The sequence below is a fragment of the uncultured Jatrophihabitans sp. genome (assembly GCF_964251945.1).
GTDB lineage: Bacteria > Actinomycetota > Actinomycetes > Mycobacteriales > Jatrophihabitantaceae > Jatrophihabitans.
In genome coordinates this window covers 557490-583194 of the sequence record NZ_CAXULP010000001.1, presented here as the reverse complement: position 1 = coordinate 583194, position 25705 = coordinate 557490, and the positions used below count along the sequence as shown (strand labels likewise).

26 protein-coding genes are annotated in these 25705 nt (G+C 71.7%); 5 read left to right on the top strand and 21 right to left on the bottom strand.

Annotation, left to right across the window (positions count from 1 at the left end):
• Positions 1–3 precede the first annotated feature (3 nt).
• Positions 4–297: a DNA-directed RNA polymerase subunit omega gene (gene rpoZ / locus ACFFBG_RS02660; protein WP_375475326.1), complete on the bottom strand. Its 294-nt coding sequence runs from the start codon at positions 295–297 to the stop codon at positions 4–6.
• A gap of 143 nt (positions 298–440) precedes the next feature.
• Between rpoZ and ACFFBG_RS02655 the strand changes: the two genes are divergently transcribed.
• Both ACFFBG_RS02655 and pntB read left to right on the top strand, forming a co-directional pair.
• Positions 441–1982, top strand: a complete 1542-nt coding sequence (locus tag ACFFBG_RS02655) for a Re/Si-specific NAD(P)(+) transhydrogenase subunit alpha (RefSeq protein ID WP_375475324.1) — start codon at positions 441–443, stop codon at positions 1980–1982.
• A gap of 10 nt (positions 1983–1992) precedes the next feature.
• Positions 1993–3396 (top strand): Re/Si-specific NAD(P)(+) transhydrogenase subunit beta, encoded by a 1404-nt coding sequence (gene pntB / locus ACFFBG_RS02650; RefSeq protein WP_375475322.1) that lies wholly within the window; start codon positions 1993–1995, stop codon positions 3394–3396.
• A 3-nt stretch (positions 3397–3399) separates the two neighbouring features.
• Here pntB and gmk read toward each other — a convergent pair whose 3' ends face one another.
• The gene (gene gmk, locus ACFFBG_RS02645; protein WP_375475320.1) at positions 3400–3951 is read right to left on the bottom strand and encodes a guanylate kinase; all 552 of its coding nucleotides are present in this window, start codon (positions 3949–3951) and stop codon (positions 3400–3402) included.
• 59 nt (positions 3952–4010) lie between these two features.
• On the opposite strand from gmk, the gene ACFFBG_RS02640 reads away from it, so the two are divergent.
• Positions 4011–4961: an aldo/keto reductase gene (locus tag ACFFBG_RS02640; protein ID WP_375475318.1), complete on the top strand. Its 951-nt coding sequence runs from the start codon at positions 4011–4013 to the stop codon at positions 4959–4961.
• Between the two features lie 94 nt (positions 4962–5055).
• Here the strand turns inward: ACFFBG_RS02640 and ACFFBG_RS02635 are convergent, their stop codons facing one another.
• The 12 genes from ACFFBG_RS02635 to pyrR form a co-directional block, all read right to left on the bottom strand.
• A complete protein-coding gene (locus tag ACFFBG_RS02635) occupies positions 5056–5838 on the bottom strand; it encodes a DeoR/GlpR family DNA-binding transcription regulator (protein ID WP_375475316.1) in 783 nt (260 codons plus the stop codon).
• Positions 5839–5896: 58 nt separating this feature from the next.
• The gene (locus tag ACFFBG_RS02630) at positions 5897–7552 is read right to left on the bottom strand and encodes an FAD-binding dehydrogenase (RefSeq protein ID WP_375475314.1); all 1656 of its coding nucleotides are present in this window, start codon (positions 7550–7552) and stop codon (positions 5897–5899) included.
• A gap of 25 nt (positions 7553–7577) precedes the next feature.
• Positions 7578–8408, bottom strand: a complete 831-nt coding sequence (locus ACFFBG_RS02625) for a 2OG-Fe(II) oxygenase family protein (protein ID WP_375475312.1) — start codon at positions 8406–8408, stop codon at positions 7578–7580.
• Positions 8409–8571: 163 nt separating this feature from the next.
• A complete protein-coding gene (gene pyrF / locus ACFFBG_RS02620) occupies positions 8572–9402 on the bottom strand; it encodes an orotidine-5'-phosphate decarboxylase (protein ID WP_375475310.1) in 831 nt (276 codons plus the stop codon).
• On the bottom strand, positions 9399–10439 hold the full coding sequence (locus ACFFBG_RS02615) for a dihydroorotate dehydrogenase (protein ID WP_375475308.1): 1041 nt from the start codon (positions 10437–10439) through the stop codon (positions 9399–9401). Before ACFFBG_RS02615 ends, pyrF begins: the two co-directional genes overlap by 4 nt.
• On the bottom strand, positions 10439–11302 hold the full coding sequence (locus tag ACFFBG_RS02610; RefSeq protein ID WP_375475306.1) for a dihydroorotate dehydrogenase electron transfer subunit: 864 nt from the start codon (positions 11300–11302) through the stop codon (positions 10439–10441). The genes ACFFBG_RS02615 and ACFFBG_RS02610 overlap by 1 nt, the downstream gene beginning before the upstream one ends.
• Entirely contained in the window at positions 11299–14592 is a 3294-nt protein-coding gene (gene carB / locus ACFFBG_RS02605) for a carbamoyl-phosphate synthase large subunit (RefSeq protein ID WP_375475304.1), read from the bottom strand. The genes ACFFBG_RS02610 and carB overlap by 4 nt, the downstream gene beginning before the upstream one ends.
• Complete coding sequence (gene carA, locus ACFFBG_RS02600) at positions 14592–15713, bottom strand: glutamine-hydrolyzing carbamoyl-phosphate synthase small subunit (RefSeq protein ID WP_375475302.1); 1122 nt, start codon at positions 15711–15713, stop codon at positions 14592–14594. Before carA ends, carB begins: the two co-directional genes overlap by 1 nt.
• The gene (locus ACFFBG_RS02595; protein WP_375475300.1) at positions 15710–16201 is read right to left on the bottom strand and encodes a transporter; all 492 of its coding nucleotides are present in this window, start codon (positions 16199–16201) and stop codon (positions 15710–15712) included. The genes carA and ACFFBG_RS02595 overlap by 4 nt, the downstream gene beginning before the upstream one ends.
• Before the next feature lie 13 nt (positions 16202–16214).
• Entirely contained in the window at positions 16215–17510 is a 1296-nt protein-coding gene (locus tag ACFFBG_RS02590) for a dihydroorotase (RefSeq protein ID WP_375475298.1), read from the bottom strand.
• 55 nt (positions 17511–17565) lie between these two features.
• Positions 17566–18552 carry an aspartate carbamoyltransferase catalytic subunit gene (locus tag ACFFBG_RS02585; RefSeq protein ID WP_375475296.1) on the bottom strand — a complete coding sequence of 329 codons (987 nt, stop codon included), beginning with the start codon at positions 18550–18552 and terminating at the stop codon, positions 17566–17568.
• Complete coding sequence (gene pyrR / locus ACFFBG_RS02580) at positions 18549–19139, bottom strand: bifunctional pyr operon transcriptional regulator/uracil phosphoribosyltransferase PyrR (RefSeq protein WP_375476219.1); 591 nt, start codon at positions 19137–19139, stop codon at positions 18549–18551. Before pyrR ends, ACFFBG_RS02585 begins: the two co-directional genes overlap by 4 nt.
• Before the next feature lie 333 nt (positions 19140–19472).
• Between pyrR and ACFFBG_RS02575 the strand changes: the two genes are divergently transcribed.
• Positions 19473–20012 carry a transcriptional regulator gene (locus tag ACFFBG_RS02575; protein WP_375475294.1) on the top strand — a complete coding sequence of 180 codons (540 nt, stop codon included), beginning with the start codon at positions 19473–19475 and terminating at the stop codon, positions 20010–20012.
• A gap of 25 nt (positions 20013–20037) precedes the next feature.
• On the opposite strand, the gene nusB is transcribed toward ACFFBG_RS02575, so the two are convergent.
• Positions 20038–20442 carry a transcription antitermination factor NusB gene (gene nusB / locus ACFFBG_RS02570; protein WP_375475292.1) on the bottom strand — a complete coding sequence of 135 codons (405 nt, stop codon included), beginning with the start codon at positions 20440–20442 and terminating at the stop codon, positions 20038–20040.
• A gap of 13 nt (positions 20443–20455) precedes the next feature.
• The gene (gene efp, locus ACFFBG_RS02565) at positions 20456–21019 is read right to left on the bottom strand and encodes an elongation factor P (protein ID WP_375475290.1); all 564 of its coding nucleotides are present in this window, start codon (positions 21017–21019) and stop codon (positions 20456–20458) included.
• A gap of 83 nt (positions 21020–21102) precedes the next feature.
• Between efp and ACFFBG_RS02560 the strand changes: the two genes are divergently transcribed.
• Positions 21103–21927, top strand: coding sequence for a crotonase/enoyl-CoA hydratase family protein (locus ACFFBG_RS02560; protein WP_375475288.1), 825 nt, complete (start codon positions 21103–21105; stop codon positions 21925–21927).
• On the opposite strand, the gene ACFFBG_RS02555 is transcribed toward ACFFBG_RS02560, so the two are convergent.
• Genes ACFFBG_RS02555 through aroC form a run of 5 tightly spaced genes read right to left on the bottom strand, consistent with a single transcriptional unit; the run spans position 21908 to position 25692 of the window.
• A complete protein-coding gene (locus tag ACFFBG_RS02555; protein WP_375475286.1) occupies positions 21908–22393 on the bottom strand; it encodes a hotdog fold domain-containing protein in 486 nt (161 codons plus the stop codon). The genes ACFFBG_RS02560 and ACFFBG_RS02555 overlap by 20 nt on opposite strands.
• Positions 22390–22866: a type II 3-dehydroquinate dehydratase gene (aroQ, locus tag ACFFBG_RS02550; RefSeq protein ID WP_375475284.1), complete on the bottom strand. Its 477-nt coding sequence runs from the start codon at positions 22864–22866 to the stop codon at positions 22390–22392. The genes ACFFBG_RS02555 and aroQ overlap by 4 nt, the downstream gene beginning before the upstream one ends.
• The gene (aroB, locus tag ACFFBG_RS02545; RefSeq protein WP_375475282.1) at positions 22863–23939 is read right to left on the bottom strand and encodes a 3-dehydroquinate synthase; all 1077 of its coding nucleotides are present in this window, start codon (positions 23937–23939) and stop codon (positions 22863–22865) included. Before aroB ends, aroQ begins: the two co-directional genes overlap by 4 nt.
• Positions 23936–24466: a shikimate kinase gene (locus ACFFBG_RS02540; protein ID WP_375475280.1), complete on the bottom strand. Its 531-nt coding sequence runs from the start codon at positions 24464–24466 to the stop codon at positions 23936–23938. The genes aroB and ACFFBG_RS02540 overlap by 4 nt, the downstream gene beginning before the upstream one ends.
• The gene (gene aroC, locus ACFFBG_RS02535; protein ID WP_375476217.1) at positions 24463–25692 is read right to left on the bottom strand and encodes a chorismate synthase; all 1230 of its coding nucleotides are present in this window, start codon (positions 25690–25692) and stop codon (positions 24463–24465) included. The genes ACFFBG_RS02540 and aroC overlap by 4 nt, the downstream gene beginning before the upstream one ends.
• Positions 25693–25705: the final 13 nt, after the last annotated feature.

Here is a 25705-nt window from a genome sequence, read left to right as displayed (position 1 = left end):
AGATCAGCTTTCGGCGGGAACCGCTTCCGCCGCGGCGGGGTCGGACGGCTTGAACTCGATCAGGTCGCTGTTGATCTCGCGCATCGCGATGGACAGCGGCTTCTCCTGCGGCGCCGTCTCGACCAGCGGGCCGACGTATTCGAGCAGGCCCTCGCCGAGCTGGCTGTAGTAGGCGTTGATCTGCCGCGCGCGCTTGGCGGCGATGATGACGAGGGCGTACTTGCTCTGGGTGCGGTCGAGCAACTCGTCGATCGGAGGGTTGGTGATGCCTTCGGCGGTGGTCACTGGATCGGACACGCAATTCTCGTCTCTTTGTGGATCGGCTGGCTGAACGCTCCGGCAGCCGGCCCTAGGGTACCAAGCGTGCCGGTGACCCGTCGTACACCGAAGCGGGCGCCCCGCCGCGGGTTGGCTACATTGCCCGCAACGCCGACCCGACGATGGAGCGAGCCTTGCGACTAGGAGTGCCCCGAGAGTCCGCCCCCGGCGAGACCCGGGTGGCCGCCACCCCGAAGACGGTGGAGCAACTGCGCGGGCTCGGCTACGACGTGTCGATCCAGTCCGGCGCGGGCGTCGCCGCGGATTTCGGCGACGAGGCCTACGCCGAGGCCGGGGCGACGATCGTCGGCGACGACGTCTGGCAGGCCGATGTCGTGTTGAAGGTGAACGCCCCGAGCAGCGCGGAGATCGCCGAACTCGCCGACCACGCGACGCTGATCGGCCTGCTCAGCCCGGCGCTCAAGCCGGAACTCGTCGAGGAGCTCGCCGCCCGGCCGATCACCGCGCTGGCGATGGACGCGGTGCCGCGCATCTCGCGGGCGCAGTCGCTGGACGTGCTGAGCTCGATGGCGAACATCGCCGGCTACCGCGCGGTGATCGAGGCCGCGCACGTGTTCGGCCGCTTCTTCACCGGCCAGGTGACCGCCGCGGGCAAGGTGCCTCCCGCGAAGGTGCTGGTCGCCGGCGCCGGCGTCGCCGGGCTCGCCGCGATCGGCGCGGCAAGCAGCATGGGCGCCATCGTGCGCGCGACCGACCCGCGGCCCGAGGTCGCCGACCAGGTCCGCTCGCTGGGCGGGGAGTACCTGCCGGTCGACGTGGAGCAAGAAGCCAGCTCGGACGGCTACGCCAAGGCGACCACCGAGGACTACGACCGGCGCGCCGCGGAGATCTACAGCGAGCAGGCCGCCGACGTCGACATCGTCATCACCACGGCGCTGATCCCCGGCCGGCCGGCGCCGAAGCTGATCACCGCCGCGGACGTCGCGCTGATGAAGGCCGGCAGCGTCGTCGTCGACATGGCGGCCGCGCAGGGCGGCAACGTCGCCGGCACGAAGGCGGGCGAGGTCGTCGTCACGGACAACAAGGTGACGATCATCGGCTACACAGATCTCGTCGGCCGGCTGCCGCAGCAGGCCAGCCAGCTCTACGGGACGAACCTCGTCAACCTGCTCAAGCTGCTGACGCCGGCGAAGGACGGCCGGCTCGTGCTCGACTTCGACGACGTCGTGCAGCGTTCGGTCACCGTGGTTCGCGACGGCGAGAAGACCTGGCCGCCGCCGCCGGTGCAAGTGTCCGCCGCGCCGGCCGCGAAGCCCGCCGCGCTTGCCGAAGCCAAGCCGGCCAAGCAGCCGCTGTCGACGGCGCGCAAGCTGGGCTTCGTCGCGGTCGGCGCGGTGGTGCTGTGGCTGGTGACGGCGTTCGCGCCGCAGCCCATTCCCGAGCACTTCACCGTGCTCATGCTCGCCGTCGTCATCGGCTATTACGTGATCGGCAAGGTGCACCACGCGCTGCACACGCCGTTGATGTCGATCACGAACGCGATCTCCGGGATCATCGTGGTCGGCGCGCTGCTGCAGCTCGGCACGTTCGACGACGCGGTGATCAGAGTGCTGGCCTTCGTGGCCATCCTGCTGGCGTCCATCAACATCTTCGGCGGCTTCGCCGTGACCCGACGCATGCTCGGCATGTTCTCGAAGGGATAGGGCGAACCCGTTGAGCGCCCAGTCGATCGCCGACGCCGCCTACATCGTCGCGGCCCTGCTGTTCATCCTCGCCCTGGCCGGGCTGTCCCGGCACGAGACCTCTCGACAGGGCATCGTCGTCGGGATCGCGGGCATGGCCATCGCGCTCGCCGCCACCATCGGCGTGGCCACCAGGCATGCCGAGGCGGTCGCCGTCGTGCTGCTGGTGCTGGCGATCGTGATCGGCGCCGCGATCGGGCTCTGGCGCGCCCGGGTGGTCGAGATGACCGGCATGCCCGAGCTCATCGCCCTGCTGCACAGCTTCGTCGGCCTCGCCGCGGTGCTGGTCGGCTGGGACGGCTACTACTCCGTCGAGCACAAGAGCGGGCAGACCGAGTTCGCCGGCTCGCTGTTAAAGATCCACCACGCCGAGGTCTTCATCGGCGTGTTCATCGGCGCGGTGACCTTCACCGGCTCGATCGTCGCGTTCCTCAAGCTGTCGGCGCGGATCAAGTCCAGCCCACTGATGCTGCCCGGCAAGAACGCGCTCAACCTCGGCGCGCTGGCCGCGTTCGTCGTGCTCACCGCCTTCTTCGTCGCCAGCCCGAACCTGCCGCTGCTGATCGCGGTGACGATCGTCGCGCTCGCTCTCGGCTGGCACCTGGTCGCGTCGATCGGCGGCGGGGACATGCCGGTCGTGGTGTCGATGCTGAACAGCTACTCCGGGTGGGCCGCGGCGGCGTCGGGCTTCTTGCTCAACAACAATCTGCTGATCGTCACCGGCGCGCTGGTCGGCTCGTCCGGCGCGTACCTGTCCTACATCATGTGCCAGGCGATGAACCGCTCGTTCATCTCCGTCATCGCCGGCGGCTTCGGGATCGAGGCGAAGTCGGCCGACGACACCGACTACGGCGAGCACCGCGAGATCAACGCCGAGGACACCGCCGATCTGCTGCGCGAGGCGTCGTCGGTGGTCATCACCCCGGGCTACGGCATGGCGGTGGCGCAGGCGCAGTACCCGGTCGCGGAGCTGACGAAGAAGCTGCGCGAGCGCGGCATCGAGGTGCGCTTCGGCATTCATCCGGTGGCCGGCCGGCTGCCGGGGCACATGAACGTACTGCTGGCCGAGGCGAAAGTGCCCTACGACATCGTCCTGGAGATGGACGAGATCAACGACGACTTCCCGGACACCTCGGTGGTGCTGGTGATCGGCGCCAACGACACCGTCAATCCCTCCGCCGCCGAGGACCCGAGCAGCCCGATCGCCGGCATGCCGGTGCTGCGGGTGTGGGAGGCGCACGACGTCGTGGTGTTCAAGCGCTCGATGGCCGCCGGGTACGCCGGGGTGCAGAACCCGCTGTTCTTCCGGGACAACAGCGCGATGCTGTTCGGCGACGCCAAGCAGCGGGTGGAAGACATTCTGCGCGCGCTGTAGTTCTCAGGGGGCGATGACGAGCGCCGCCACGTCCCGGGCGGCTTGCTCCACGTCGTTGTTGACCACGACGTCGTCGAACTCCGCCTCGGCGGCCAGCTCCATTTCCGCGCGCGCCAGCCGCGCGGCCACCGCCTGCGCCGACTCGGTGCCGCGGCGGGCCAGCCGATGGACCAGCTCGTCGGTGGACGGCGGAGCGAGGAAGACGAAGCGCGCGTCCGGCACGGAGCCGCGCACCTGCCGGGCGCCGTGCAGGTCGATCTCCAGCAGCGTCGGCACGCCGGCTGCGAGGTGCTCGAGCACCGGGCGGCGCATGGTGCCGTAGAGGTTGCCGAAGTGCTCGTCGTACTCGAGCATCTCGCCGGCCTCGATCAGCCGGCCGAACTCAGCGCGGTCGAGGAAGTGGTACTCGACGCCGTGGGTCTCCCCCGGTCGGGGCGCCCGCGTCGTGCACGAGACGGACACCCACACCTGGGGCACCAATGCGCGCAGCGCGGCGACCACGGTGCCTTTGCCTACGCCGGACGGCCCGGACAGGACGGTCAGGCGCGCCGGCATGCGGGCAACGTACTGGACGTCCGGGCCAGCCGATCTTGCGGCTGCGTAATGTCGCAGCCATGGACTTCCGTCGCGTCGGCAACTCCGGTCTGGTCGTCTCTGTCGTGGGGCTGGGCACCAACAACCTCGGCATGAAGCTGGACATGGCCGACAGCCGCGAGGTCGTCCACGCGGCGCTCGACGAGGGCGTCACGCTGTTCGACACCGCAGACTCTTATGGCGCCTCCGAGGCGCGGCTCGGGGAGCTGCTCGCCGAGATCCGCGACGACGTGGTGATCGCCACCAAGTTCGGCGGCGACGTGCGGGCCCGCGCGGGCGGCAGCGACAACGGCGAGGACTGGGGCGCGCGCGGATCGCGCCGCTACATCCGGCGGGCGGTGGAGTCCTCGCTGCGCAACCTGCGCACCGACTGGATCGACCTCTACCAGCTGCACCGGCCCGACCCGGCGACGCCGATCGAGGAGACCTTGTCCGCGCTGGACGACCTCGTGCGCGAGGGCAAGGTCCGCTACCTCGGCTCGTCCAACTTCGCCGGCTGGCAGGTCGCGGACGCCGAGTGGGTGTCCCGCACGCGCAACCTGGAGCGTTTCGTGAGCGCGCAGAACCAGTACAGCTGGCTCGAGCGCGGCATCGAGGCCGACCTCGTCCCGGCGCTTGAGCACTACGACATCGGTCTGCTGCCGTTCTTCCCGTTGGCCAGCGGTCTGCTCACCGGCAAGTACCGCCGTGGCGAGGACGCGCCGGCGAACAGCCGGATCAAGCTATGGGGTCGCGAGGCGGCGCTCACCGACGAAGTGTTCGACCTGCTCGAGGCGCTCGGCTCGTTCGCGAAGGAACGCGGCGTCGAACTGCTGGACATCGCGATGGGCGGGCTCGCCGCGCAGCCGGCGGTGTCCAGCGTGATCGCGGGCGCGACGTCGGCCGAGCAGGTGCGCCGCAACGTCGCGGCCGGCACCTGGTCGCCGTCGCAGGCCGATCTCGCCGAGCTGGCCGAGATCACCTCCCGCTGAGGCCCGGCGCACAGTGGTTGTTCTGGACCTGTGTTACGGCGGTGGCACAGGTCCAGAGCTACCCCTGCGGGCCTGCAGGTCCGCGGCCCCGCCGTCACTCGCAGATGCCGACCTGGACGCCGGCGGCGGTCAGCTCGGCGACGGCGTCGCTCGGCGCCTCGGCGTCGGTGAGCACCCGGCCGATCTGGTCGACGTTGGCCAGCAGCGCCGGGCCGGTGCGGCCGACCTTCGTCCCATCCGCGAGCACCACCAGCTCCTGGGCGTGATCGAGCAGGTGGCGTCGCTCCGCGGCCTGGACGATCTTCGGGCCGGTGGCGCCGCTGCGCGCGTCGACGCCCCAGGCGCCGCCGAACATGAGCTCGACGCGCAGCGAGCGCATGTTCTGCTCGGCCATCAGTCCGATCATCGTCATCTGGTCGCGGTGCACCTGCCCGCCGAGCACCGTGACAGCGATGTCGCGGTGCTGATGCGCGAGCGCGTGGGCGATGTCCAGACCGTTCGTGACGACGCTGAGGTCCCGTTTGCCGGCGAGAAACGGCACCATCGCCGACACTGTCGTGCCGCTGAGCAGCATGATCGTCGCGCCGTGCGGCACCAACTCGGCGGCGCCCCGGCCGATGGCGCGCTTGGCCGCGGCCCGGTCGTCGGGCGCGGCGCGCTCGACGACGAACTCGTCGAGCACGGTGCCCGCGCCGCCGTGCACGCGGACGATCTCACCCTGCTGTTGCAGGTCGGCGAGGTCGCGGCGCACGGTCGACGCGCTGACACCCAGGCGACTGGCGAGCTCGGTGACCCGGGTCAGACCCTGCTCGCGCAGCAGAGTGACCAACCGGCGTCGGCGCCGGGCGGTGAGATCCGCGGTCATCAGTTCGGCCATCGGCCTCATTCTGCCGGTGCCGCGGCGCGTGCGCCGTCAGGGCACGGCCCTTGCGCCCTCAGTCCCGCGCGAGGGCCCGGCCGGCGGCCCGGCCGGAGAAGATGCAGCCGCCCAGGAACGTGCCCTCCAGGGCGTTGTAGCCGTGCACTCCCCCGCCGCCGAAGCCGGCGACCTCGCCAGCGGCGTACAGCCCGGGAAACACCGAGCCGTCGGGCCGAATCACCTGCGAGTCCAGGTTCGTCTCCAGCCCGCCAAGCGTCTTGCGGGTGAGAATGTTCAACCGCACGGCGATCAGCGGACCGTGCGCCGGGTCGAGCAGCCGGTGCGGCTTCACCACGCGGGACACCCGGTCGCCGATGTAGGCGCGCGCGTTGGCGATCGCCATCAGCTGCAGGTCTTTGGAGTATTTGTTGCCGACCTCGCGGTCGCGGGCAGTCAGCTCACGCTCGACCTGCGCCAGCTCGAGCGCCGGGCCGCGGCCGATCGCGTTCATGCCGTCGACGAGCTCGCGCAAGTTGTCCCGGACGACGAAGTCGACGCCGTGCTCCTTGAACGCCTCGATCGGGCCGGCCGCGCCTTTGCCGACGCGGGTCTTGAGGGTGAGCTTGATGTCCTTGCCGGTGATGTCCGGGTTCTGCTCGGAGCCGGACAGCGCGAATTCCTTCTCGATGATCGTCTGGTTGAGGACGAACCAGGAGTAGTCGTAGCCGGTGCCGAGGATCTCGCGCAGCGAGCGCAGCGTGTCGAAGCCGGGGAAGCACGGCGCGGGCAGCCGCCGGCCGGTCGCGTCCAGCCACATCGACGACGGCCCGGGGATGATCCGGATCGCGTGGTCGGGCCAGATCGGGTCCCAGTTGACGATGCCCTCGACGTAGTGCCACATGCGGTCGCGGTTGACGATGTTGCCGCCGGCGCCTTCGGTGATCTCCAGCATCCGGCCGTCCACGTGCGCCGGCACTCCGGTGATCATCGTGTCCGGCGCCGGGCCGAGCCGGTCGGCCGGCCAGTTCTTGCGGACCAGCTCGTGGTTCGCGCCGATGCCGCCGGACGTGACCACGACGGCAGGCGCGCGCAGCTCGAAATCGCCGAACACCACCCGCGAAGACGGCGCGCCGCGCTCGGCCTCGCTCGGCTCGAGCACCGTGCCGCGCACGCCGACCACCGCGCCGTCCTCGACGATCAGCTCGTCCACCCGGTGCCGGAATTCGAAGGCGACCAGGCCGCGCTGCTCGGCGGCGAGGACCGGCTCGGCGAAGATCCGGACGACTTCCGGACCGGTGCCCCACGTGAGGTGGAAGCGCGGCACCGAGTTGCCGTGTCCCGCCGCGCGGCCGTCGCCGCGCTCGGCCCAGCCGACCACCGGAGTGATCCGCAGCCCGAGGTCGTGCACGTAGTCGCGAAACTCGTCGGTCGCGAACCGCACGAACGCGTGCGCCCACTGGCGGGGCCAGTGGTCCTCGCGGTCGCGGTCGAAGGCGGCCGTGCCCAGCCAGTCGTGCAGCGCGAGGTCGTAGGAGTCCTTGACGCCCAGCCGGCGCTGCTCCGGCGTGTCGACCATGAACAGGCCGCCGAGGGACCAGAAGGCCTGGCCGCCCAAGTTGCCGCGGTTCTCCTGGTCCAGCAGGAGGACGCGCCGGCCGGCCTTGGCCAGTTCATGCGCGGCGACCAGGCCGGCCAGCCCGGCGCCGACGATCAGGACGTCCGGGTCGTTCATGAGTCGACGTGTCGCCGGCGTGCGGCTACAGCGCCTCGACCGGTGGCAGGCCGAACATCGACGGCGCGTTCTGCACGTGCTCGCGGATGTCGGCGCGCTCGCCGTCGGCGGAATCGACCCAGCCGAACAGCGGCTCGTCGAGCTCCGGGTTGACGAAGTACATGATCGACTGGCGGTCGTCGAGGCCGTAGTTGCGCACCTGGTGGTACAGCGGCTCGATCTTGCCGCCGGACAGCGCGGTGAGCACCGAGCCCGGCATGATGACGACCTCGTCGTGCGCCGGCAGGAACGCGGTGGGCTCGCCGTCGACGTACAGCTCGAGGCCGGGCGCGGTGGCGTGCAGGACGGTGACCATGTGGCCGTCCTCGTGCCGGTCCTGCAGCAGCTCGCGCTCGGCCGGGGCGGGCAGGCAGTAGTTGATCTGCAGGTAGGACGCCTTCTCGAACTGCGGGGCGGCGTCGGCGCCGAACGCGCGAGCCACCTCGTCGAGGACCGACTGCACGAGCGGGGCCAACGAGTCCCGCCAGCCGAGGAACGCGGCGGTCAGGCCGCCGATGTCCTGGGCGTTGGGCACGAGGTCGAGCCGGCTGGACCAGAGGGTGAAGCACTCGTTCATGTCCGGGCGCTCGGGGCTCATCGAGTACTCGACGCCGAACGGCCGGTAGCCGTAGTTATGGTCGGTGCTGCCGTGCGCCTTCTTGTCCTCGAGCGGGCGCTGGAAGAAGTCGACGGCCGTGTCGATGGCGGTGTGCAACGTCGCTGTGTCGAAGTCGGCGAGCTTCACGACGGCGTAGCCGCGGGTGAGGATGTCCTTCGCCGCAGTGCGGATCGCGTCGGACACGAGGGTGTTGGTCACAACAATGCCTTCCCTGTGGGGAAATCGGATGAGCGGATCGCTCGGGGCCACAGCCCCGACGTACCGTACATGGCGCATCTGAACTCGCCGGCCTTTCGCTGTGCGAAGTGTCAGAATCGACTCGCCGTGCTAAGTGTCAGAATCGACCTTTTCGCCCCGGCGGTCAGCCGCGCAGGAAGGCGAAATCGTCTGCGAGACGCTTGACCGCGCCGCGCAGCGCGCCGACGTCCGGGCCCTGTCGCAGCACCTCGCGCGACACGCTCGGCAGCACCGCGCGCAGGCTGTCGCCGAAGATTCGGCGGACGTCGTCGGCCGTGCCGCCCTGCGCCCCCACGCCCGGCGCGAGGATCGGGCCGTTCAACGCGGCAAGGTCGACGTCGGCCACCCCGATCGTGGCGCCCACCACCAGGCCGAGCGAGCCGAGCGGCACGGCGCCACCGTTGCGCGCCGCGACCTCGTCGATCACGACCTGCGCCGCGCTGCGACCGTCGGCGTCGCGGGCGAGCTGGAACTGCGCGGCCTCCTTGTTCGAGGTGCGCGCCAACACGAAGACGCCGGCGCCGTGCGCAGCGCACAGCTCGAACGCGGGGTCGAGCGAGCCGACGCCAAGGAACGGACTGAGAGTCATCGCGTCCGCGGCCAGCGGCGCCGCCGGGTCGAGATAGGCCCGTGCGTACGCCGCCATGGTGGTGCCGATGTCGCCGCGCTTGACGTCGAGCAGCACCAACGCGCCGGCCGCGCGGCAGGCGGCGACCGTCCGTTCCAGCACCGCGATTCCCGCCGAGCCGAACACCTCGAAGAACGCGGACTGCGGCTTGATCACCGCGGCGGTGTCGGCGAACGCGCGCACGCAGATGTCGGCGAAGCGGGCCAGGCCGTCCGCGTCCACCGGCAGGCCCCACTCCGCCAGCAACGCCGGGTGCGGGTCGATGCCGACGCACACCGAGCCGCGGGCGTCGAGCGCGTCGGCGAACCGCCTTCCGAACGGCGTCACGACGCCGCCGCCTCGGCCGCCGCAGGCGCTAGCCCCGCCTGCCCCGTCTGCCCCGTCTGCCCCGTCTGCCCCGTCTCGCGGGCCTGCCCGGCCTGCCGCGCGGGCCGCCGGTCGGCGTCCAGGTGCGCGAAGCCCACCGCGTCGGCCAGGGAGTCGAAGCCGCGCTCGGCGAGCGCCGCCTCCAGCTCGGCCAGCACCCGCACCGGCGCCGACGGATCGCCGAACATCGCGGTGCCCACCGACACCGCCGACGCCCCGGCCAGCACGAACTGCAGCGCGTCCAGGCCGTCGCGGATGCCGCCCATGCCGATGATCGGCAGGTGCGGCAGCGCACGACGCACCTGCCAGACGCAACGCACCGCGACCGGCCGGATCGCGGGTCCGGACAGCCCGCCGGTGACCCCGCCGAGCGCGGGCGCGAGCGTGTCGGTGTCGATCACCATGCCGAGCAGCGTGTTGATGAGGGAGAACCCGTCGACGCCGGAGTCCGCGCACGCGCGTGCGATGTGCGCGATGTCGGTGACGTCCGGCGAGAGCTTCGCGAAGATCGGCTGCGCCGGATCGGCCGCGCGGCGCACGGCGCCGATCACCCGCGCCGAGGCGAGCGCGTCGCAGGCGAAGACCTGCCCGCGCGACTCGACGTTCGGGCAGGAGATGTTCACCTCGAGCGCGGCCACCGCGGGGTGGCCGGCGAGCTTGCGGGCGAGCAAGGCGAAGTCGTCGGTGTGGCCGCCGGCGATCGAGACGATCGTGCGCACCCCGTGCTCGGCAAGCCAGGCGAGATCGTGGGCGATGAACGCGTCGACGCCCGGGCCCTGCAGGCCGATCGAGTTCAGCATGCCGCTCGGCGTCTCGGCCATCCGCGGCGTCGGCCGTCCGGACCGCGCAGTCGGCATGATCGATTTGGTGACGACGGCGCCGAGCCGGGAGACGTCGAAGAACTGGTTCAACTCGCGACCGGCGGCAGCGCAGCCCGATGCGGTGAGCACCGGATTCGACAGCGCCACGCCGGCCAGCGCAGCACGCATGTCCACCATCAGTGCCCTCCCATGGCGTCTGCGCCGACGAGGTCGGGCGGCAGCGCGCCGATGTCGTTCCAGCGCACGGTTTGCGCGTCGAAAACGGGCCCGTCGACGCAGGCCCGGACGAAGCGCGACTTGCCGTCATCTCCGCGCACGGGCAACACGCAGGTCATGCACACCCCGATGCCGCAGGCCATCGACTCCTCCACCGCCACCTGCGCCCGGATGCCGCGGCGCTGCGCGAGCTCGCCGACCGCCTGCAACATGCGCATCGGGCCGCACGCGTACACGATCTGGGCCTCCATCCGCTCGATCACGTCCGGCAGCGCGTCGGTGACCAGCCCGCGGACGCCGGCCGAGCCGTCGTCGGTCGTGACGGTGACCGAGCCGACCATCCGTTTGGCGGCCAGCTCGCCGTAGAGGCGGGACGCGTTGGCCGCGCCGAGCACGAACTCGACCGGCGAGCCGGCGGCGAGCAGCGCCTGGGCCAGCGGCAGCAACGGCGCGGCGCCGTACCCGCCGCCGACCAGGACCGCCGGTGCCGGGCCCGACGGCAGCGGGAACGGCGTGCCGAGCGGGCCGACGACGTCGAGCACGTCCCCCGGCTTGCGCTGAACGAGCCATCGGGTGCCCGGGCCGTGCTCGGCGACGACGAACTGGACGGTGCCGGCGTAGGCATCCGACGGGGTGGCGCCGGACAGCGCGAAGGCGCGGCGCAGGCCCATCGCGGAGTTCTCGCCGCCGACCGCGACGGCGACGAAGTGGCCGGGCTGGAAGCCGGTCGCGATCTGCGGCGCGACGATCGTGAACTGCCGGTACTCCCCTGCCTTCGCCACCGAGAACACCTCGGCTTTGAGCTGCACCGGGCCTGTGCTCATGAAGTGCGCCAGTCGGCGAGGGAGGCGTGCAGGTCCTGCAGCGAGCGCACGCCGACCTCGCCGCGGGAGATCTCCTCGATGCCCTGCACCGCCGCCGCAGCAGCCTGCACCGTGGTCAGGCACGGGATCGCGGCGGCCACCGCGGCGGTGCGGATCTCGTAGCCGTCCAGCCGCGGGCCGCCGCTGCCCCACGGCGTGTTCAGCACCAGGTCGACGTCGCCGGCGAGGATCCGCTCGACGACGTTGCCCGGGCCGTCGCTGAACTTGCCGACGACCTCCACCGCCACGCCGTTGCGGCGCAGCACCTGCGCGGTGCCGGCGGTCGCGAGGATGCGGAAGCCGAGGTCGTGCAGGCGCTTGATCGGGAAGATCGCCGCGCGCTTGTCCCGGTTGGCGACGCTGACGAACACCGTCCCCTTCGCCGGCAGCGACCCGTAGGCCGCGGCCTGCGACTTCGCGAACGCCGAGCCGAAGGTGGCCGCGAAACCCATCACCTCGCCGGTCGACTTCATCTCCGGGCCGAGGATCGAGTCGACCTGATCGCCGGCCGGGGTGCGGAACCGGGAGAACGGCAGCACCGCCTCCTTCACCGCGATCGGCGCGTCGACCGGCAGGTCGCCGCCGTCGCCGGAGCGCGGCAGGACGCCGCTTGCGCGCAACGAATCGATCGTCGCGCCGACGGCGATCAGCGCGGCGGCCTTCGCCAGCGGCACGCTCGTCGCCTTGGACACGAACGGCACGGTGCGGCTGGCCCGCGGGTTCGCCTCGAGCACGTACAGCACGTCCCCGACCAGCGCGTACTGGACGTTGAGCAGCCCGCGCACGCCGACGCCCTGCGCGAGGGCGAGGGTCGAGCGGCGCACCTCGGCGATGTCGCCCGCGCCGAGCGTGATCGGGGGCAGCGCGCACGCCGAGTCGCCGGAGTGGATGCCGGCCTCCTCGATGTGCTCCATCACGCCGCCGATGTAGAGGTCCGTGCCGTCGTACAGGGCGTCGACGTCGATCTCGACGGCGTCGTCGAGGAACCGGTCGACCAGGACCGGATGGTCGCCGGTGATCTCGGTGGCCCGGCCGATGTAGTCCTCGAGGTGCCCCTCGTCGTAGACGATCTCCATGCCGCGGCCGCCGAGGACGTAGGACGGCCGCACCAGGACCGGGTAGCCGATCGAGTCGGCGACCGCCTTCGCCTGCGCGAACGACGTCGCGGTGCCGTGCTTCGGCGCCGGCAGGCCGGCCTCGGCGAGCACCCGGCCGAACGCGCCGCGGTGCTCGGCGAGGTCGATCGCCTCCGGCTGGGTGCCCAGCACCGGGACGCCGGCGTCCTTCAGCCGCTGCGCCAGCCCGAGCGGCGTCTGGCCGCCGAGCGTGCAGATGACGCCGGCCACCTCGCCGGACTGCTGTTCGGCGTGCACGACCTCCAGCACGTCTTCGAGGGTGAGCGGCTCGAAGTACAGCCGATCGGCGGTGTCGTAGTCCGTGGACACCGTCTCGGGGTTGCAGTTGACCATGACGGTCTCGTAGCCCGCGGCGCGCAGCGCCATCGCCGCGTGCACGCACGAGTAGTCGAACTCGATGCCCTGGCCGATGCGGTTGGGGCCGCTGCCGAGGATCAGCACCTTGGGCTTCTCCCGCTGCGGCGCGACCTCGCTCTCCTCGTCATACGTCGAGTAGTGGTAGGGGGTGGTCGCCGCGAACTCCGCAGCGCAGGTGTCGACGGTCTTGTAGACGGGCCGGATGCCGAGCCGGTGTCGCAGCGCCCGCACGCCGTCCTCGCCGGCGAGCTCGGACCGCGTCGCGGCGATCTGCCGATCCGACAGGCCGTGCCGTTTTCCCTTGCGCAGCAGGGACTCCGTCAAGGTCGGAGCTTGTTCCAGCTCGTCGAGCACCTCGCCGATCAGCGCGATCTGATCGACGAACCACGGGTCGATATGCGTCGCCGCGACGACCTGCTCGACGCTGGCGCCGGCCCGCAGCGCCCGCTCGACGTAGTACAGCCTGCCGTCGGTCGGCACCGCGGCGGCGGCGAGCAGCTCGTCGAGGCCGAGCGGTTGCTCCACGCCGGTGCGGAACCCGCCGGCCTTCGTCTCCATCGAGCGCAGCGCCTTGCCCAGCGCCTCGGTGAAGTTGCGGCCGATGGACATCGCCTCGCCGACGCTCTTCATATGCGTCGTCAGCACCGGGTCGGCGCCGGGGAACTTTTCGAAGGCGAATCGCGGCACCTTCACCACGACGTAGTCGAGCGTCGGCTCGAATGCCGCAGGCGTCTTCTGCGTGATGTCGTTGGGGATTTCGTCGAGGGTGTAGCCGACGGCGAGCAACGCCGCGATCTTCGCGATCGGAAAGCCGGTGGCCTTCGAGGCGAGCGCCGAGCTGCGCGACACCCGCGGGTTCATCTCGATGACGATCATGTCGCCGTTCGCCGGGTCGATCGCGAACTGGATGTTGCAGCCGCCGGTGTCGACGCCGACCTCGCGCAGCACGGCGATGCCGAGGTCGCGCATACGCTGGTACTCGCGGTCGGTGAGCGTCATCGAGGGCGCGACAGTGATCGAGTCGCCGGTGTGCACGCCCATCGGGTCGAGATTCTCGATCACGCAGACGACCACGACGTTGTCGTGCTTGTCGCGCATCAGCTCGAGCTCGAACTCCTTCCAGCCGAGCACCGACTGCTCGACGAGCACCTCGTGCACCGGGCTCGCGGCGAGCCCGCGAGCGACCATCACCCGCACCTCGTCGGGGTCGTTGGCGAGGCCCGAGCCAAGGCCGCCCATCGTGAACGAAGGCCGCACGACGATCTTGTCGCCGACGGTGGCCGCGAACTCGACCGCCTCGTCCAGCGTGCGGCATACCTTCGAGGATGGTGTCTCGCCACCGGCCTCTGCGACGATCTCCTTGAACTTCTGCCGGTCCTCGCCGCGCTGGATCGCGTCGATGTCCGCGCCGATCAGCTCGACGCCGTACCGCTCCAGCACGCCGGTGTCGTGCAGCGCGACGGCGAGGTTCAGCGCGGTCTGCCCGCCGAGTGTCGGCAGCAGCGCGTCTGGCCGCTCGCGGGCGATCACCTTCTCGACGAACTCGACCGTCAGCGGCTCGATGTATGTGGCGTCGGCGAACTCCGGGTCGGTCATGATCGTCGCCGGATTGGAGTTGACGAGGCTGACGCGGTAGCCCTCGCCGCGCAGCACCCGGCAGGCCTGGGTGCCGGAGTAGTCGAATTCGCAGGCCTGGCCGATGATGATCGGCCCGGAGCCGATCACCAGGATGTGTTGGATATCCGCGCGCTTCGGCATTACGCGACGCCTCCCTGCTGCTCGCCCTCGAGCAGCTCGACGAACCGGTCGAACAGGTAGGCGGCGTCGTGCGGGCCGGCCGCCGCCTCAGGGTGGTACTGCACGCTGAACGCCCGCGCGTCGCGGGCGCGCAATCCCTCCACGACCTGGTCGTTGAGGCAGACGTGACTGACCTCGACATCGCCGAAATCGGTCGCCGTCGTCCGGTCGAGAGGAGCGTCGACGGCGAAGCCGTGGTTGTGCGCGGTGATCTCGACCTTGCCGGTTCGGCGGTCCTGCACCGGCTGGTTGATGCCGCGGTGGCCGTAGCCGAGCTTGTAGGTGCCGAAGCCGAGCGCCCGGCCGAGGATCTGGTTGCCGAAGCAGATGCCGAAGATCGGCACGTCGCGGCGCAGCAGCTCGCGCACCGTCGCGACCGCGTCGTCAGCGGCGGCCGGATCGCCCGGGCCGTTCGCCAGGAACACCGCGTCCGCCCCGGTCGCCGCCACCTCGTCCGCGTTGGAGGTCGACGGCAGCACGTGCGAGGTGATGCCCCGCTGGGCCATCCGGTGCGGGGTCATCGACTTGATGCCGAAGTCGAGCGCGGCCACGGTGAACCGCCGCTCGCCGAGCGCGTCGACGGTGTAGGGCTGCGCCGTCGTCACCTCGGCGGACAGGTCCGCGCCGGCCATCGGCGGCGACGTCAGCACCTTTGCCCGCAGCGACGCGGGATCGAGGTCGACGCTCGACACCGCGCAGCGCATCGCGCCGCGCTCGCGCAGGTGCCGGGTCAGCGCGCGGGTGTCGATCCCGCTGATCCCGACGATCCCCTGCGCGGCCAAATCGTCGGCCAGGGCGCGTCGTGAACGCCAGCTCGACGGCCGCCGGGCCGGGTCGCGCACGACGTAGCCCGCCACCCAGATGCGCCGCGACTCGCCGTCCTCGTCGTTGACGCCGGTGTTGCCAATGTGCGGCGCAGTCTGCACCACGACCTGTCGGTGGTACGAGGGGTCGGTGAGCGTCTCCTGGTACCCGGTCATGCCGGTGTTGAAGACGGCCTCGCCGTAGGTCTCGCCGGCGGCGCCGTAGGACTCCCCCGCGAACGCCCGGCCGTCCTCGAGCACCAGCAACGCCTCACTCATGCAGTAGCCGCCTTCGTGTTGACCGCCTCGACGAGGGCGGGATAGATCGTCTTGTCGTCGGCTCGAAACGCGCTGTCGACCTCGGCGTCGCCGAGCCGCCAGCGCAGCACGAACAGCCCGCCCTCGCCCATCACCTTGCCGGCGAGTCCGGGCGCGAGCCGCGCCTGCACCCACGCCGAGACCGGGACGAAGATCGGCTCGGCGCCGTCGCGGTCGAACAGCAGACCGGCAGGCCGCACGCTCAGCGCCGCGGCCGCGCGCACCCCTAGCCCGCCGACGATCACCCGGTCCTGCCAGCTGCTCGCGTAGGTGCTGCCGACATACACCCCGCCCGCCTCGACTGCGGCCGGGCCGAGCTCGGCCGGGACGTCCGGCAGCGCGGGCAGGTCGGCCTGTCGGCCGAGGCGATTGCGCCAACCGACCCGCATGCCGAACAGCACAAGCAGCAGCACCGCCACGCACGCCAGCACCAGCAGTGCTCTAGTCATGCTTCCGCCGCCGTCATGCATGCACCGCTTGGACGATGGCGCCGTCGCGGGCGGTAAGCCGGCCGCGCAGGATCGTGGCGACGACGCCGGCCGGAAGCTGATGCCCCGCGAACGGCGTGTTGCGCGAGCGGGAGGCGAGCCGCGCCGGGTCGACCGTCCACGCGCCGGCCGGGTCGATCAGGACGAGGTTGGCCGGCGCGCCCGGCTCGATCGCCGCGCCGTGCCCGGCGAGCCGGGCGATGGCCGCCGGCCGGACGGACATCCGGTCCGCGACGCCGGCCCAATCGAGCAGCCCGTTAGCCACCATCGCCGCGGCGACGACGCCGAGCGCGGTCTGCAGCCCGAGCATGCCGAACGCGGCGTCGGCGAACGCGTGGTCCTTGTCGTGCGCGGCGTGCGGGGCGTGGTCGGTGGCGACGGCGTCGATCGTGCCGTCGGCCAGCGCCGCCCGCAGCGCGCGGACGTCCTCGGCCGGCCGCAGCGGGGGGTTCACCTTGTAGACCGGGTCGTAGCCGGCCACGAGGTCGCAGGTGAGCAGCAGGTGGTGCGGCGTGACCTCGGCGGTGACGGCGATGCCGCGGCTCTTCGCCCAGCGGATCACCTCGACCGTGCCACCGGTGGACACGTGGCAGACGTGCAGCCGCGAGCCGGTGTGCTCGGCGAGCATCACGTCGCGGGCGACGATCGACTCCTCGGCCACCGACGGCCAGCCGGGCAGCCCGAGCCGACCGGACAGCTCCCCCTCGTGCGCGCACGCGGCCGAGTCGGCCAGCCGCGGGTCCTGCGCGTGCTGGGCGATCACCGCGCCGAACGGCTTGACGTACTCGAGCGCCCGGCGCATCAACCGCGAATCGTGCACGCACCGGCCGTCGTCGGAGAAGACCCGCACCGCGGCCGCCGAGCGGGCCATGTTGCCGATCTCGGCGAGCGTCTCGCCGGCCAGCCCGTGCGACACCGCGCCGACCGGCCGCACATCGACCAGGCCGATCTGCGCGCCGCGCCGGGCGACCTGCTCGACGATCTCCGCGGTGTCCGCGACCGGGTCGGTGTTCGCCATCGCGTGCACCGCGGTGAACCCGCCGAGCGCGGCGGCGGCCGAGCCGGTGGCGATGGTCTCGGCGTCCTCGCGGCCGGGCTCGCGCAGGTGGGTGTGCAGGTCGACGAGCCCGGGCAGGAGCACCAGCCCGCGGGCGTCGATCTCGGCGTCGGCGGACAGCCGGCCGCCGACCGCGGCGATTACCTCGCCCTCGACCAGCACGTCGACGGGCGCGCCGCCAAGCGCCGCCGCGCCCCTGAGCACCAGACTCATCCGGGGTCCCTGCGGAATCGTGGAGCGGTCTTTGCGGAGCGATTTCGTGGGGTGGTCATACCGTCACCTCATCGGCGCCGGCGAGCAGCCGGTAGAGCACGGCCATCCGCACCGACACGCCGGCGCGCACCTGGTCGAGCACCGCCGACCGGACGCCGTCGGCCGCGGCGGAGGAGATCTCCAGGCCGCGGTTCATCGGGCCGGGGTGCAGCACCGGCACGCTCTCCCCGAGCAGATCCAGCCGCTCCGGCGACAGGCCATACCCGATCGCGTACTCCCGCTCGGTCGGGAAAAATCCCACCACGGGGCCGCCAGCGACCCCTTGCCCTCCGGACATCCGCTCGCGCTGGACCCGCAGCATCATCACCGCGTCGACGTCGCCGTGCGCCTTGCCGGACAGCACGGCGTCGAGGTCCCAGCTCGTTTCGCACGGCCAGCAGTGCACGCCGGCCGGCAGCAGCGTGGGCGGCGCCACGAGCGTCACCCGCGCGCCGAGGGTGCGCAGCAGCAGCACGTTGGACCGCGCGACCCGGCTGTGCGTGATGTCGCCGACGATCACGATGTGCCGGTCGGCCAAGTCGGCGGCGTCGCCCGTGCCGCCGAGCCGATGGCGCAGTGTGTAGGCGTCAAGCAGCGCCTGGGTAGGGTGCTCGTGAGTGCCGTCGCCGGCGTTGACGACCCGGCAGTCGACCCAGCCGGCGATCCGCGCGACGGCGCCGGAGGCGTTGTGCCGCACCACCAGCGCGTCGATGCCCATCGCGGCGACCGTCAGCACGGTGTCTCGCAGGCTCTCGCCCTTGCTGACGCTGGAGCCCTTCGCGCTCACGTTGATCACGTCGGCAGACAGCCACTTGCCGGCGATCTCGAAGGAGGACCTGGTCCGGGTGGAGTCCTCGAAGAACAGGTTGACGATCGTGCGCCCGCGCAGCGGCGGCAGCTTCTTGACCTCGCGGTCCTGGAGGGCGTGCATGCGCTCGGCGGTGTCGAGAATGGCCAGCGCTTCGTCCCGGTCCAAGTCGCCGGCGGACAGCAGATGTCTCATGTCTCGCCTTCGACGATCGCGTCCTCGACGAGCACGGCGTCGCGGCCGTCGATCTCGCGCAGCAGCACCCGGACGGTCTGGCCGGGCGCGGTGGGCAGGTTCTTGCCGACGTAGTCGGCGCGGATCGGCAGCTGCCGGTGCCCCCGGTCGACGAGGGCGGCCAGCTGGACCGCGCGCGGGCGGCCGAGCTCGATCAGCGCGTCCAGCGCCGCCCGGCACGAGCGCCCCGAGTACAGGACGTCGTCGATCAGGATGACCGTCCGGCCGTCGACGCCGCCGGCCGGCACCTCGGTGTCGGCAAGTGGCCGGACGCCGCGCAGCCGCAGGTCGTCTCGATACAGAGTGATGTCGAGGGAGCCGACGGCCAGCCGCACGTCGGCGAAGCGGGCGATGCGCTCGGCCAGCCGCACGGCGAGCGGGACGCCGCGGGTCGGGATGCCCAACAGCACGGCGTCGAAGTCGATTTTCGCCACGTGCTCGATGATCTGGTGTGCCATCCGGTCGGTTATCCGGGCGACATCCCCATCGCTGAGCACCACATTGGCGAGCGAGTTTGAGGTAGAACGTTGCGATTCGTCCGAGGACAAATGGGCACGACTAGGCACAGCGCCTCCTTGTCCGCCTCTCTGGACGGGCCTTTAAAGGAGTGAACAATGGCAGACTAGCAGTGACCGGCCACACTGGTGGGCGGTCGCCGCCGGCGCTGCCGGGTTTGCAACACGAACGGAGTCTGTCAGGGTGGGTACGTCTGCTCCCGATCTTGTGCGGTGGTCGGACGGCGCGGCGCAGGCGAGTCTGCCGTTCGGGCTTACCCCTGGTCGCCGACTCCGGTCGTCGAGCGGTTTTATGACGCGAGCGCTAAAGAAATCGATGAACTGGTCGAAAATTGACGTGACGACCCGATCGATGACGAGGACTCGATGACCGACAGAACGGCGGAGGACTTAGCCCTCGCCAACGAGGGCTACGCCAAGGCCCTCGGCTCACGGCTGCGCGCCATCCGCATGCAGCAGCACCTGTCGCTGCACGGCGTCGAGCGCAAGTCCGCCGGCAAGTGGAAGGCCGTGGTCGTCGGCTCCTACGAGCGCGGCGACCGCGCGGTCTCGGTCCAGCGCCTGGCCGAGCTCGCCGAGTTCTACGGCGTGCCGGTCAGCGACCTGCTGCCCCCCGAGGAGAGCGCGTTCTCCGGCGGCGGCGGCGCGACGCCGCTCAACCGCATCGTGCTCAACCTCGACCGCGTGCACGCCCTGCAGGACGGCCACGCGGACATCCTGCGGCGCTTCATCCAGTCGATCCTGCGCCAGCGCGGCGACATGACCGCCCGCTCCATGCCGGTGCGGTACGAGGACCTGCGCACCCTCGCCCTGATGTACGACACCTCGATCGAGGCGCTGACCGAACGGCTGGTCCGCTGGCAGGTGCTCGCCCCCGAGTCCGTCATAGTCGACGGAGAACCGTAAACGGACCGCCCGTCGGGCGGTCGGTTTAGTGGGTCGGCTGATCGCGGACGACTCGTCCTAGGACGCCGTTGACGAAGCGGGGCGACTCCTCGGTGGACAGCGACTTCGCGAGTTCCACCGCCTCGTCGATCGCCACTGCGTTCGGGATGTCCGCGCGCCACAACACCTCGTAGACGCCGAGCCGGAGCACGGCCCGGTCGACGTCCGGCATGCGCGCCACCGACCAGCCCTCGGCGTAGTCGGTGAGGATTTCGTCGATCCGGCCGCAGTGCTCGGCGACGCCCTCGACCAGCTCGATCGTGTAGCCGTTCACCGGCGGCTCGGCCAGCCGCACCCGCTCAGCGAGCGTCGAGACCGGGTCGACGCCGCGGACGTCTGACTCGTACAGGACGTCGACGGCCCGCTTGCGGGCTTTGGAGCGAGCGGCCATCGGCAGGCGGCGGCTAGGAGCTGACTCGGCCGAGGTATCGGCCGTCGCGGGTGTCGACCTTGACCTTCTCGCCGGTGCTGACGAACAGCGGCACCTGGATCTCCGCGCCCGTCTCGAGCGTCGCAGGCTTGGTGCCGCCGGTGCTGCGGTCGCCCTGCAGGCCGGGGTCGGTGTGGCTGATGACGAGCTCGACGCTGGTCGGCAGCTCGATGTAGAGCGGTGTGCCGTCGTGCACGGCGACCACAGCCTCGGCGTTGTCCAGCAGGAAGTTCGCGTTCGTGCCGACCGTGTCGGAGGGCACGGTGACCTGGTCGAAGGTGTCGGCGTCCATGAAGACGTAGTCCGAGCCCTCTTTGTACAGGTAGGTCATCGCCCGCTTGTCGACGTTGGCCGTCTCGACCTTGGTGCCGGCGTTGAACGTGCGGTCGACGACCTTGCCGGACAGCACGTTCTTCAGCGTGGTGCGCACAAACGCGCCGCCCTTGCCGGGTTTGACGTGCTGGAACTCCACGACGGTCCACAGCCCGCCGTCGATGTTGAGGACCAGTCCGTTCTTGAGGTCGTTGGTGGTTGCCACGACGGTGCTCGTCTCTCCTCGCGAGGATTGCCGGTGTTGCGCCGGCGGCCGACCGTCCAGTCTAGTCGGCCTAGGCTTCGCCCATGACCGACGCGCAATCCCCTGCCGGTCCGGAAGACCGGGTCCTCGTCGAGGTCCGCGACGCCGTGGCCCGCGTGACGCTCAATCGGCCGGCGAAGCACAACGGCCTGGACCTGCCGATGCTGCGCGGCCTCGTGGCCGCCGGGCGGCAGGTGCGCGCGGACCCCTCGGTGCGGGCGGTCATCCTGCGCGGGGCCGGCCCGGCGTTCTGCGCCGGGCTCGATTTCGCCTCGGTCGGCAAGCAGCGGCGCGCCGCCGCCCGGGCGGCGGCGAAGCTGCCCGGCGGGCTCAACCTGTTCCAGCGCGCCTGCTGGATCTGGCGCGAACTGCCGGTCCCGGTGATCGCGGTGTTGCACGGCCACTGCTTCGGCGGCGGCATGCAGCTCGCCCTCGCCGCCGACTTCCGGTTCGCCACGCCCGACTGCGAGCTGTCGATCATGGAGGCGCGCTGGGGCCTGATCCCGGACATGACCGGTTCGGTGACGCTGCGCGAGCTCGTCCCGATGGACGTCGCCAAACGGCTGACCATGACCGGCGAGGTGTTCGACGGCCGACAGGCGGCCGGCTACGGGCTGGTGACCGAAGCGGTCGACGACCCCGCCGCCGCCGCGCGACAGCTCGCCGACCAGCTGATGCGGCGCTCGCCGGACGCGCTTGCGGCAGCCAAGAAGCTGCTGCACTCGACATGGTCGCAGTCGCCGCGGCGCGCGTTCTGGACCGAGACGGCGCTGCAGGCCAGGCTGCTCGCCGGCGCCAACCATCGCATCGCGCGCAGCGCCAACCTCAGGCGCGAGACGCCGGAATTCGTCAGCCGGCGCTCGCGCTGACCGCCGCGCGCTTGCGTTCGCTCACGTGCAGCCGGATGACGCCGCGCACGGTGGCGACGCCGTCGCTCCTCGTCGCCTGCACGCGGACCGCGATCTCGCCGGGCTGCGTCCATGCCTCGGGGTCGGTGTCCGCGACGGCGAGCATCGCGGAGTCGGACAGCGCGAGATACTCAAGCTCCATACCCTTGGGTATCCAGCGCAGATGAGCCGGGATGGTGGCCTCGGCGAGCGCGCCCATCGCCATTTCCAGACCGTTGGCCAGCGCGATCGCGTGCACGGTGCCGATGTGGTTGTGCACACCCCACCAGTTGCGGACGCGCACCTCGGCGTGATTCGGGCGCAGCTCGACGACGGTGGGGGCGATCGTGAGGAAGTACGGCGCCTTGAGAGCGAACGCCAGCGAGAACGCGCCCTTGCCGACGCCCGGCACGCGGTTGGCGCGCTTGTACAGCTCGAGCAGGTTCACGAGTCGATCCCTTCGCCGGCTGACGGTTGACGGGCCGACAGTTGACGGGCCGACAGCCAGGACAGCGCCAGCACGTAGCCCTCGACGCCGAGCCCGACGATGACGCCGTCGGCGTGCGGCGAGACATGGCTGATGTGCCGGATGGCCTCGCGGCGGAAGACGTTGCTGAGGTGCACCTCGACGAGCGGCGCGGTCAGCTGGGCGCAGGCGTCGCCGACGGCCAGCGAGGTGTGCGTCAGCGCGCCGGCGTTCAGCACCACCGGCGTCGCGGCGTCCGCCGCTTGGTGCAGCCACGCGATCAGCTCGCCCTCGTGCTCGGTCTGCCGCACGTCCACGTCCAGCCCGAGCTCCGCGCCGCCGCGGGTGCAGAGCGCGACGAGCTCGGCGTAGGTGGTGGCGCCGTACACCTCGGGCTCGCGCACGCCGAGGCGGCCGAGGTTGGGCCCGTTGAGGACGAGCACGCGGGCGGTCATTGAGATACCTCCGAGTACGCGGCGGCGAGCAGGGCGGGGTCCGGGTCGTCGGCCGCGCCCGGGCGGGCAAGCCCGTCCAGCACGATGAAGCGCAGCCGGTTGCCGCGGGCCTTCTTGTCCACGCGCATGGTCTCCAAGAGCTGCGGGAACGCGTCGGGGGCATAGGCGGTCGGCAGGCCGAGCGCCTCGAGCACCGCCCGGTGCCGGTCGGCCGTCGGATCGTCCAGGCGGCCGAGCAGCCGGCCGAGCGCCGCCGCGTACACCAGGCCGATCGAGACCGCCGCGCCGTGTCGCCAGCGAAAGCGCTCGGCGCGTTCGATCGCGTGGCCGAGGGTGTGGCCGTAGTTGAGGATTTCCCGGCGGCCCTGCTCGGTGAGGTCGTCGCCGACCACCTCGGCCTTGACCCGCACCGAGCGCTCGATCAGCTCGCGCTCGGCCGCGTTGCCGGGCTTGCCCGCCGCGCCCGGATCGGCCTCGATGAGGTCGAGGATCGCCGGATCGGCGATGAAGCCGCATTTGACCACTTCGGCGAGCCCGGCGAGGTAGTCGTTCGGGGCGAGCGTCTCCAGCGTGGCGAGGTCGCACAGCACGCCGGCCGGCGGGTGGAACGCGCCGACGAGGTTCTTGCCCCGCGCGGTGTTGATCCCGGTCTTGCCGCCGACCGCGGCGTCGACCATGCCGGCGAGCGTGGTCGACACATGCACCACCCGCACGCCGCGCAGCCACGCGGCGGCCACCCAGCCGGCGAGATCGGTGGTCGCTCCCCCGCCGAGGCCGACGATCGCGTCCGAACGGGTGAACCCGAGCTGGCCGAGGACGTCCCAGCAGAACCCGGCGACCTCGAGCTTCTTCGCGTCCTCGCCGTCAGGCACCTCGATGACGTGCGCCTCGAGGCCGCCCGCGCGCAGGTCGTCGCGGATCGCCTCGGCGGTGGCGAGCAGCGTCGGCGGGTGGATGATCGCGACGCGGCTGGCGTTGCCGAGCAGCGGCGGCAGCTCGCCGAGCAGCCCGCTGCCGATCAGCACCGGGTAGGGCGCCGCGCCGGCCACCTCGATCCGGGTGACCGCGCTCATGCGTGGACCTCGCGACGGCGGCGATACAACCGGGCGGCGATCGTGGCCGCCACCTGGCCCGGGGTCTTGCCGTCGGTGTCGACCTCGAAGGTCGCCAGCTCGGCGTAGAGGGGGCCGCGCTCGTCGGCCAGCTCGGCCAGCCGTTCCCGGGGCGCGCCGGCGAGCAGCGGCCGGGAACGCCCGTCGCCCACGCGCGCGCCCAGCGTGTCGAGCGTCGCGCGCAACACCGCCACCGGCACGTCGGAGCCGGCGAGCGCGGCGCGCGTCGCGGCGCTGCCGAGCGCGCCGCCGCCCAGCGCGAGCACACCGCGGAAATCACGCAGCGCTGCCTCGACCGCCTTCGCCTCGGCCACCCGGAAGGCCGGCTCGCCGTCGTCGGCGAAGATTCGCCGCACGCTGCGGCCGTCGGCCCGCTCGACAAGCTGGTCGGAGTCGGCGAACGGCACAGCGAGGATCTTCGCCAGCCGCTGCCCGGCGCTGGTCTTGCCGGTGCCGGGCAGGCCGATCAGCACGACGGTCGGGCTCACCGGAGGGCGTCCGCAGCCGTCGTTGCGAGCGCGTCCGTCGCCGACGGCAGGCCACGCTCGGCGAGCCGGTCCAGGTAGCCGCGCACGTTGCGGCGTGTCTCGGCCAGCGAGTCGCCGCCGAATTTGTCCAGCGCCGCCTCGGCGAGCACCAGCGCGACCATCGCCTCGGCGACCACTCCCGCGGCCGGCACGGCGCAGACGTCCGAGCGCTGGTTGATCGCCACCGCCGCCTCGCCGGTGGCCGTGTCGACGGTGCGCAGCGCGCGGGGCACCGTCGAGATCGGCTTCATCGCGGCGCGCACGCGCAACACCTCGCCGGTCGTCATGCCGCCTTCCGTCCCGCCGGAGCGGCCGGACAACCGGCGGATCGCGCCGTCGGCGGCGACGATCTCGTCGTGCGCCTGCGAGCCGCGCACGCGCGCCAGCTCGAAGCCGTCGCCCAGCTCGACGCCTTTGATTGCCTGGATGCCCATCAACGCGAACGCGAGCCGCGCGTCGAGGCGGCGGTCGCCGGAGGTGTGGCTGCCGAGCCCGGGTGGCAGACCGTAGGCGAGCACCTCGACGACGCCGCCGAGCGTGTCGCCGGCGCGCCGGGTCTCATCGATCTCGGCGACCATCGCGGCCGCGGCGTCGCGGTCGACGCAGCGGACGTCGGAGGCGTCGACCAGGTCGGCGTCGCCCGGCCCCGGCAGCACGCCCGCGGGCGCGGACACCGTCCCGATCGACACCACGTGGGACACGAGGTCGACGCCGAGCGCCTGCTTCAGGAAAGCCCGCGCCACCGTGCCCAGCGCCACCCGGGCCGCGGTCTCCCGGGCCGACGCGCGTTCGAGGATCGGCCGGGCGTCGTCCACGTCGTACTTCTGCATGCCCGCGAGATCGGCGTGACCCGGCCGCGGCCGGGTGAGCGGCGCGTTGCGGGCCAGCTCGTCGAGCACGTCCGCCGGCACCGGGTCGGCGGACATCACCTCGCGCCATTTCGGCCATTCGGTGTTGCCGATCCGCACCGCGATCGGGCCGCCCATCGTCGTGCCGTGCCGCACGCCGGCGGTGAGCTCGACCTCGTCTTGCTCGAACTTCATCCGCGCGCCCCGGCCGTAGCCGAGCCGGCGCCGGGCGAGCGCCGCGACGAGGTCCTCGGTGCTCACCTCGACGCCGGCGGGCAGCCCGTCGAGCACGGCCACGAGCGCTTGGCCGTGCGACTCGCCGGCGGTGATCCAACGCAGCACGCCGGCCAGT

Bases quoted from the DNA above. Each gene is read 5' to 3' on its own strand.
- ACFFBG_RS02575 (WP_375475294.1), top strand. From the start codon at position 19,473: ATGACCGACAGAACGGCGGAGGACTTAGCCCTCGCCAACGAGGGCTAC.
- gmk (WP_375475320.1), bottom strand. From the start codon at position 3,951: ATGCCGGCGCGCCTGACCGTCCTGTCCGGGCCGTCCGGCGTAGGCAAA.
- ACFFBG_RS02595 (WP_375475300.1), bottom strand. From the start codon at position 16,201: ATGACTAGAGCACTGCTGGTGCTGGCGTGCGTGGCGGTGCTGCTGCTT.
- ACFFBG_RS02640 (WP_375475318.1), top strand. From the start codon at position 4,011: ATGGACTTCCGTCGCGTCGGCAACTCCGGTCTGGTCGTCTCTGTCGTG.
- carB (WP_375475304.1), bottom strand. From the start codon at position 14,592: ATGCCGAAGCGCGCGGATATCCAACACATCCTGGTGATCGGCTCCGGG.
- aroB (WP_375475282.1), bottom strand. From the start codon at position 23,939: ATGAGCGCGGTCACCCGGATCGAGGTGGCCGGCGCGGCGCCCTACCCG.
- ACFFBG_RS02655 (WP_375475324.1), top strand. From the start codon at position 441: ATGGAGCGAGCCTTGCGACTAGGAGTGCCCCGAGAGTCCGCCCCCGGC.
- nusB (WP_375475292.1), bottom strand. From the start codon at position 20,442: ATGGCCGCTCGCTCCAAAGCCCGCAAGCGGGCCGTCGACGTCCTGTAC.
- ACFFBG_RS02635 (WP_375475316.1), bottom strand. From the start codon at position 5,838: ATGGCCGAACTGATGACCGCGGATCTCACCGCCCGGCGCCGACGCCGG.
- aroQ (WP_375475284.1), bottom strand. From the start codon at position 22,866: ATGACCGCCCGCGTGCTCGTCCTCAACGGGCCCAACCTCGGCCGCCTC.
- ACFFBG_RS02615 (WP_375475308.1), bottom strand. From the start codon at position 10,439: ATGGTGGACATGCGTGCTGCGCTGGCCGGCGTGGCGCTGTCGAATCCG.
- ACFFBG_RS02590 (WP_375475298.1), bottom strand. From the start codon at position 17,510: ATGAGTCTGGTGCTCAGGGGCGCGGCGGCGCTTGGCGGCGCGCCCGTC.
- carA (WP_375475302.1), bottom strand. From the start codon at position 15,713: ATGAGTGAGGCGTTGCTGGTGCTCGAGGACGGCCGGGCGTTCGCGGGG.
- ACFFBG_RS02585 (WP_375475296.1), bottom strand. From the start codon at position 18,552: ATGAGACATCTGCTGTCCGCCGGCGACTTGGACCGGGACGAAGCGCTG.
- ACFFBG_RS02560 (WP_375475288.1), top strand. From the start codon at position 21,103: ATGACCGACGCGCAATCCCCTGCCGGTCCGGAAGACCGGGTCCTCGTC.
- ACFFBG_RS02630 (WP_375475314.1), bottom strand. From the start codon at position 7,552: ATGAACGACCCGGACGTCCTGATCGTCGGCGCCGGGCTGGCCGGCCTG.
- ACFFBG_RS02610 (WP_375475306.1), bottom strand. From the start codon at position 11,302: ATGAGCACAGGCCCGGTGCAGCTCAAAGCCGAGGTGTTCTCGGTGGCG.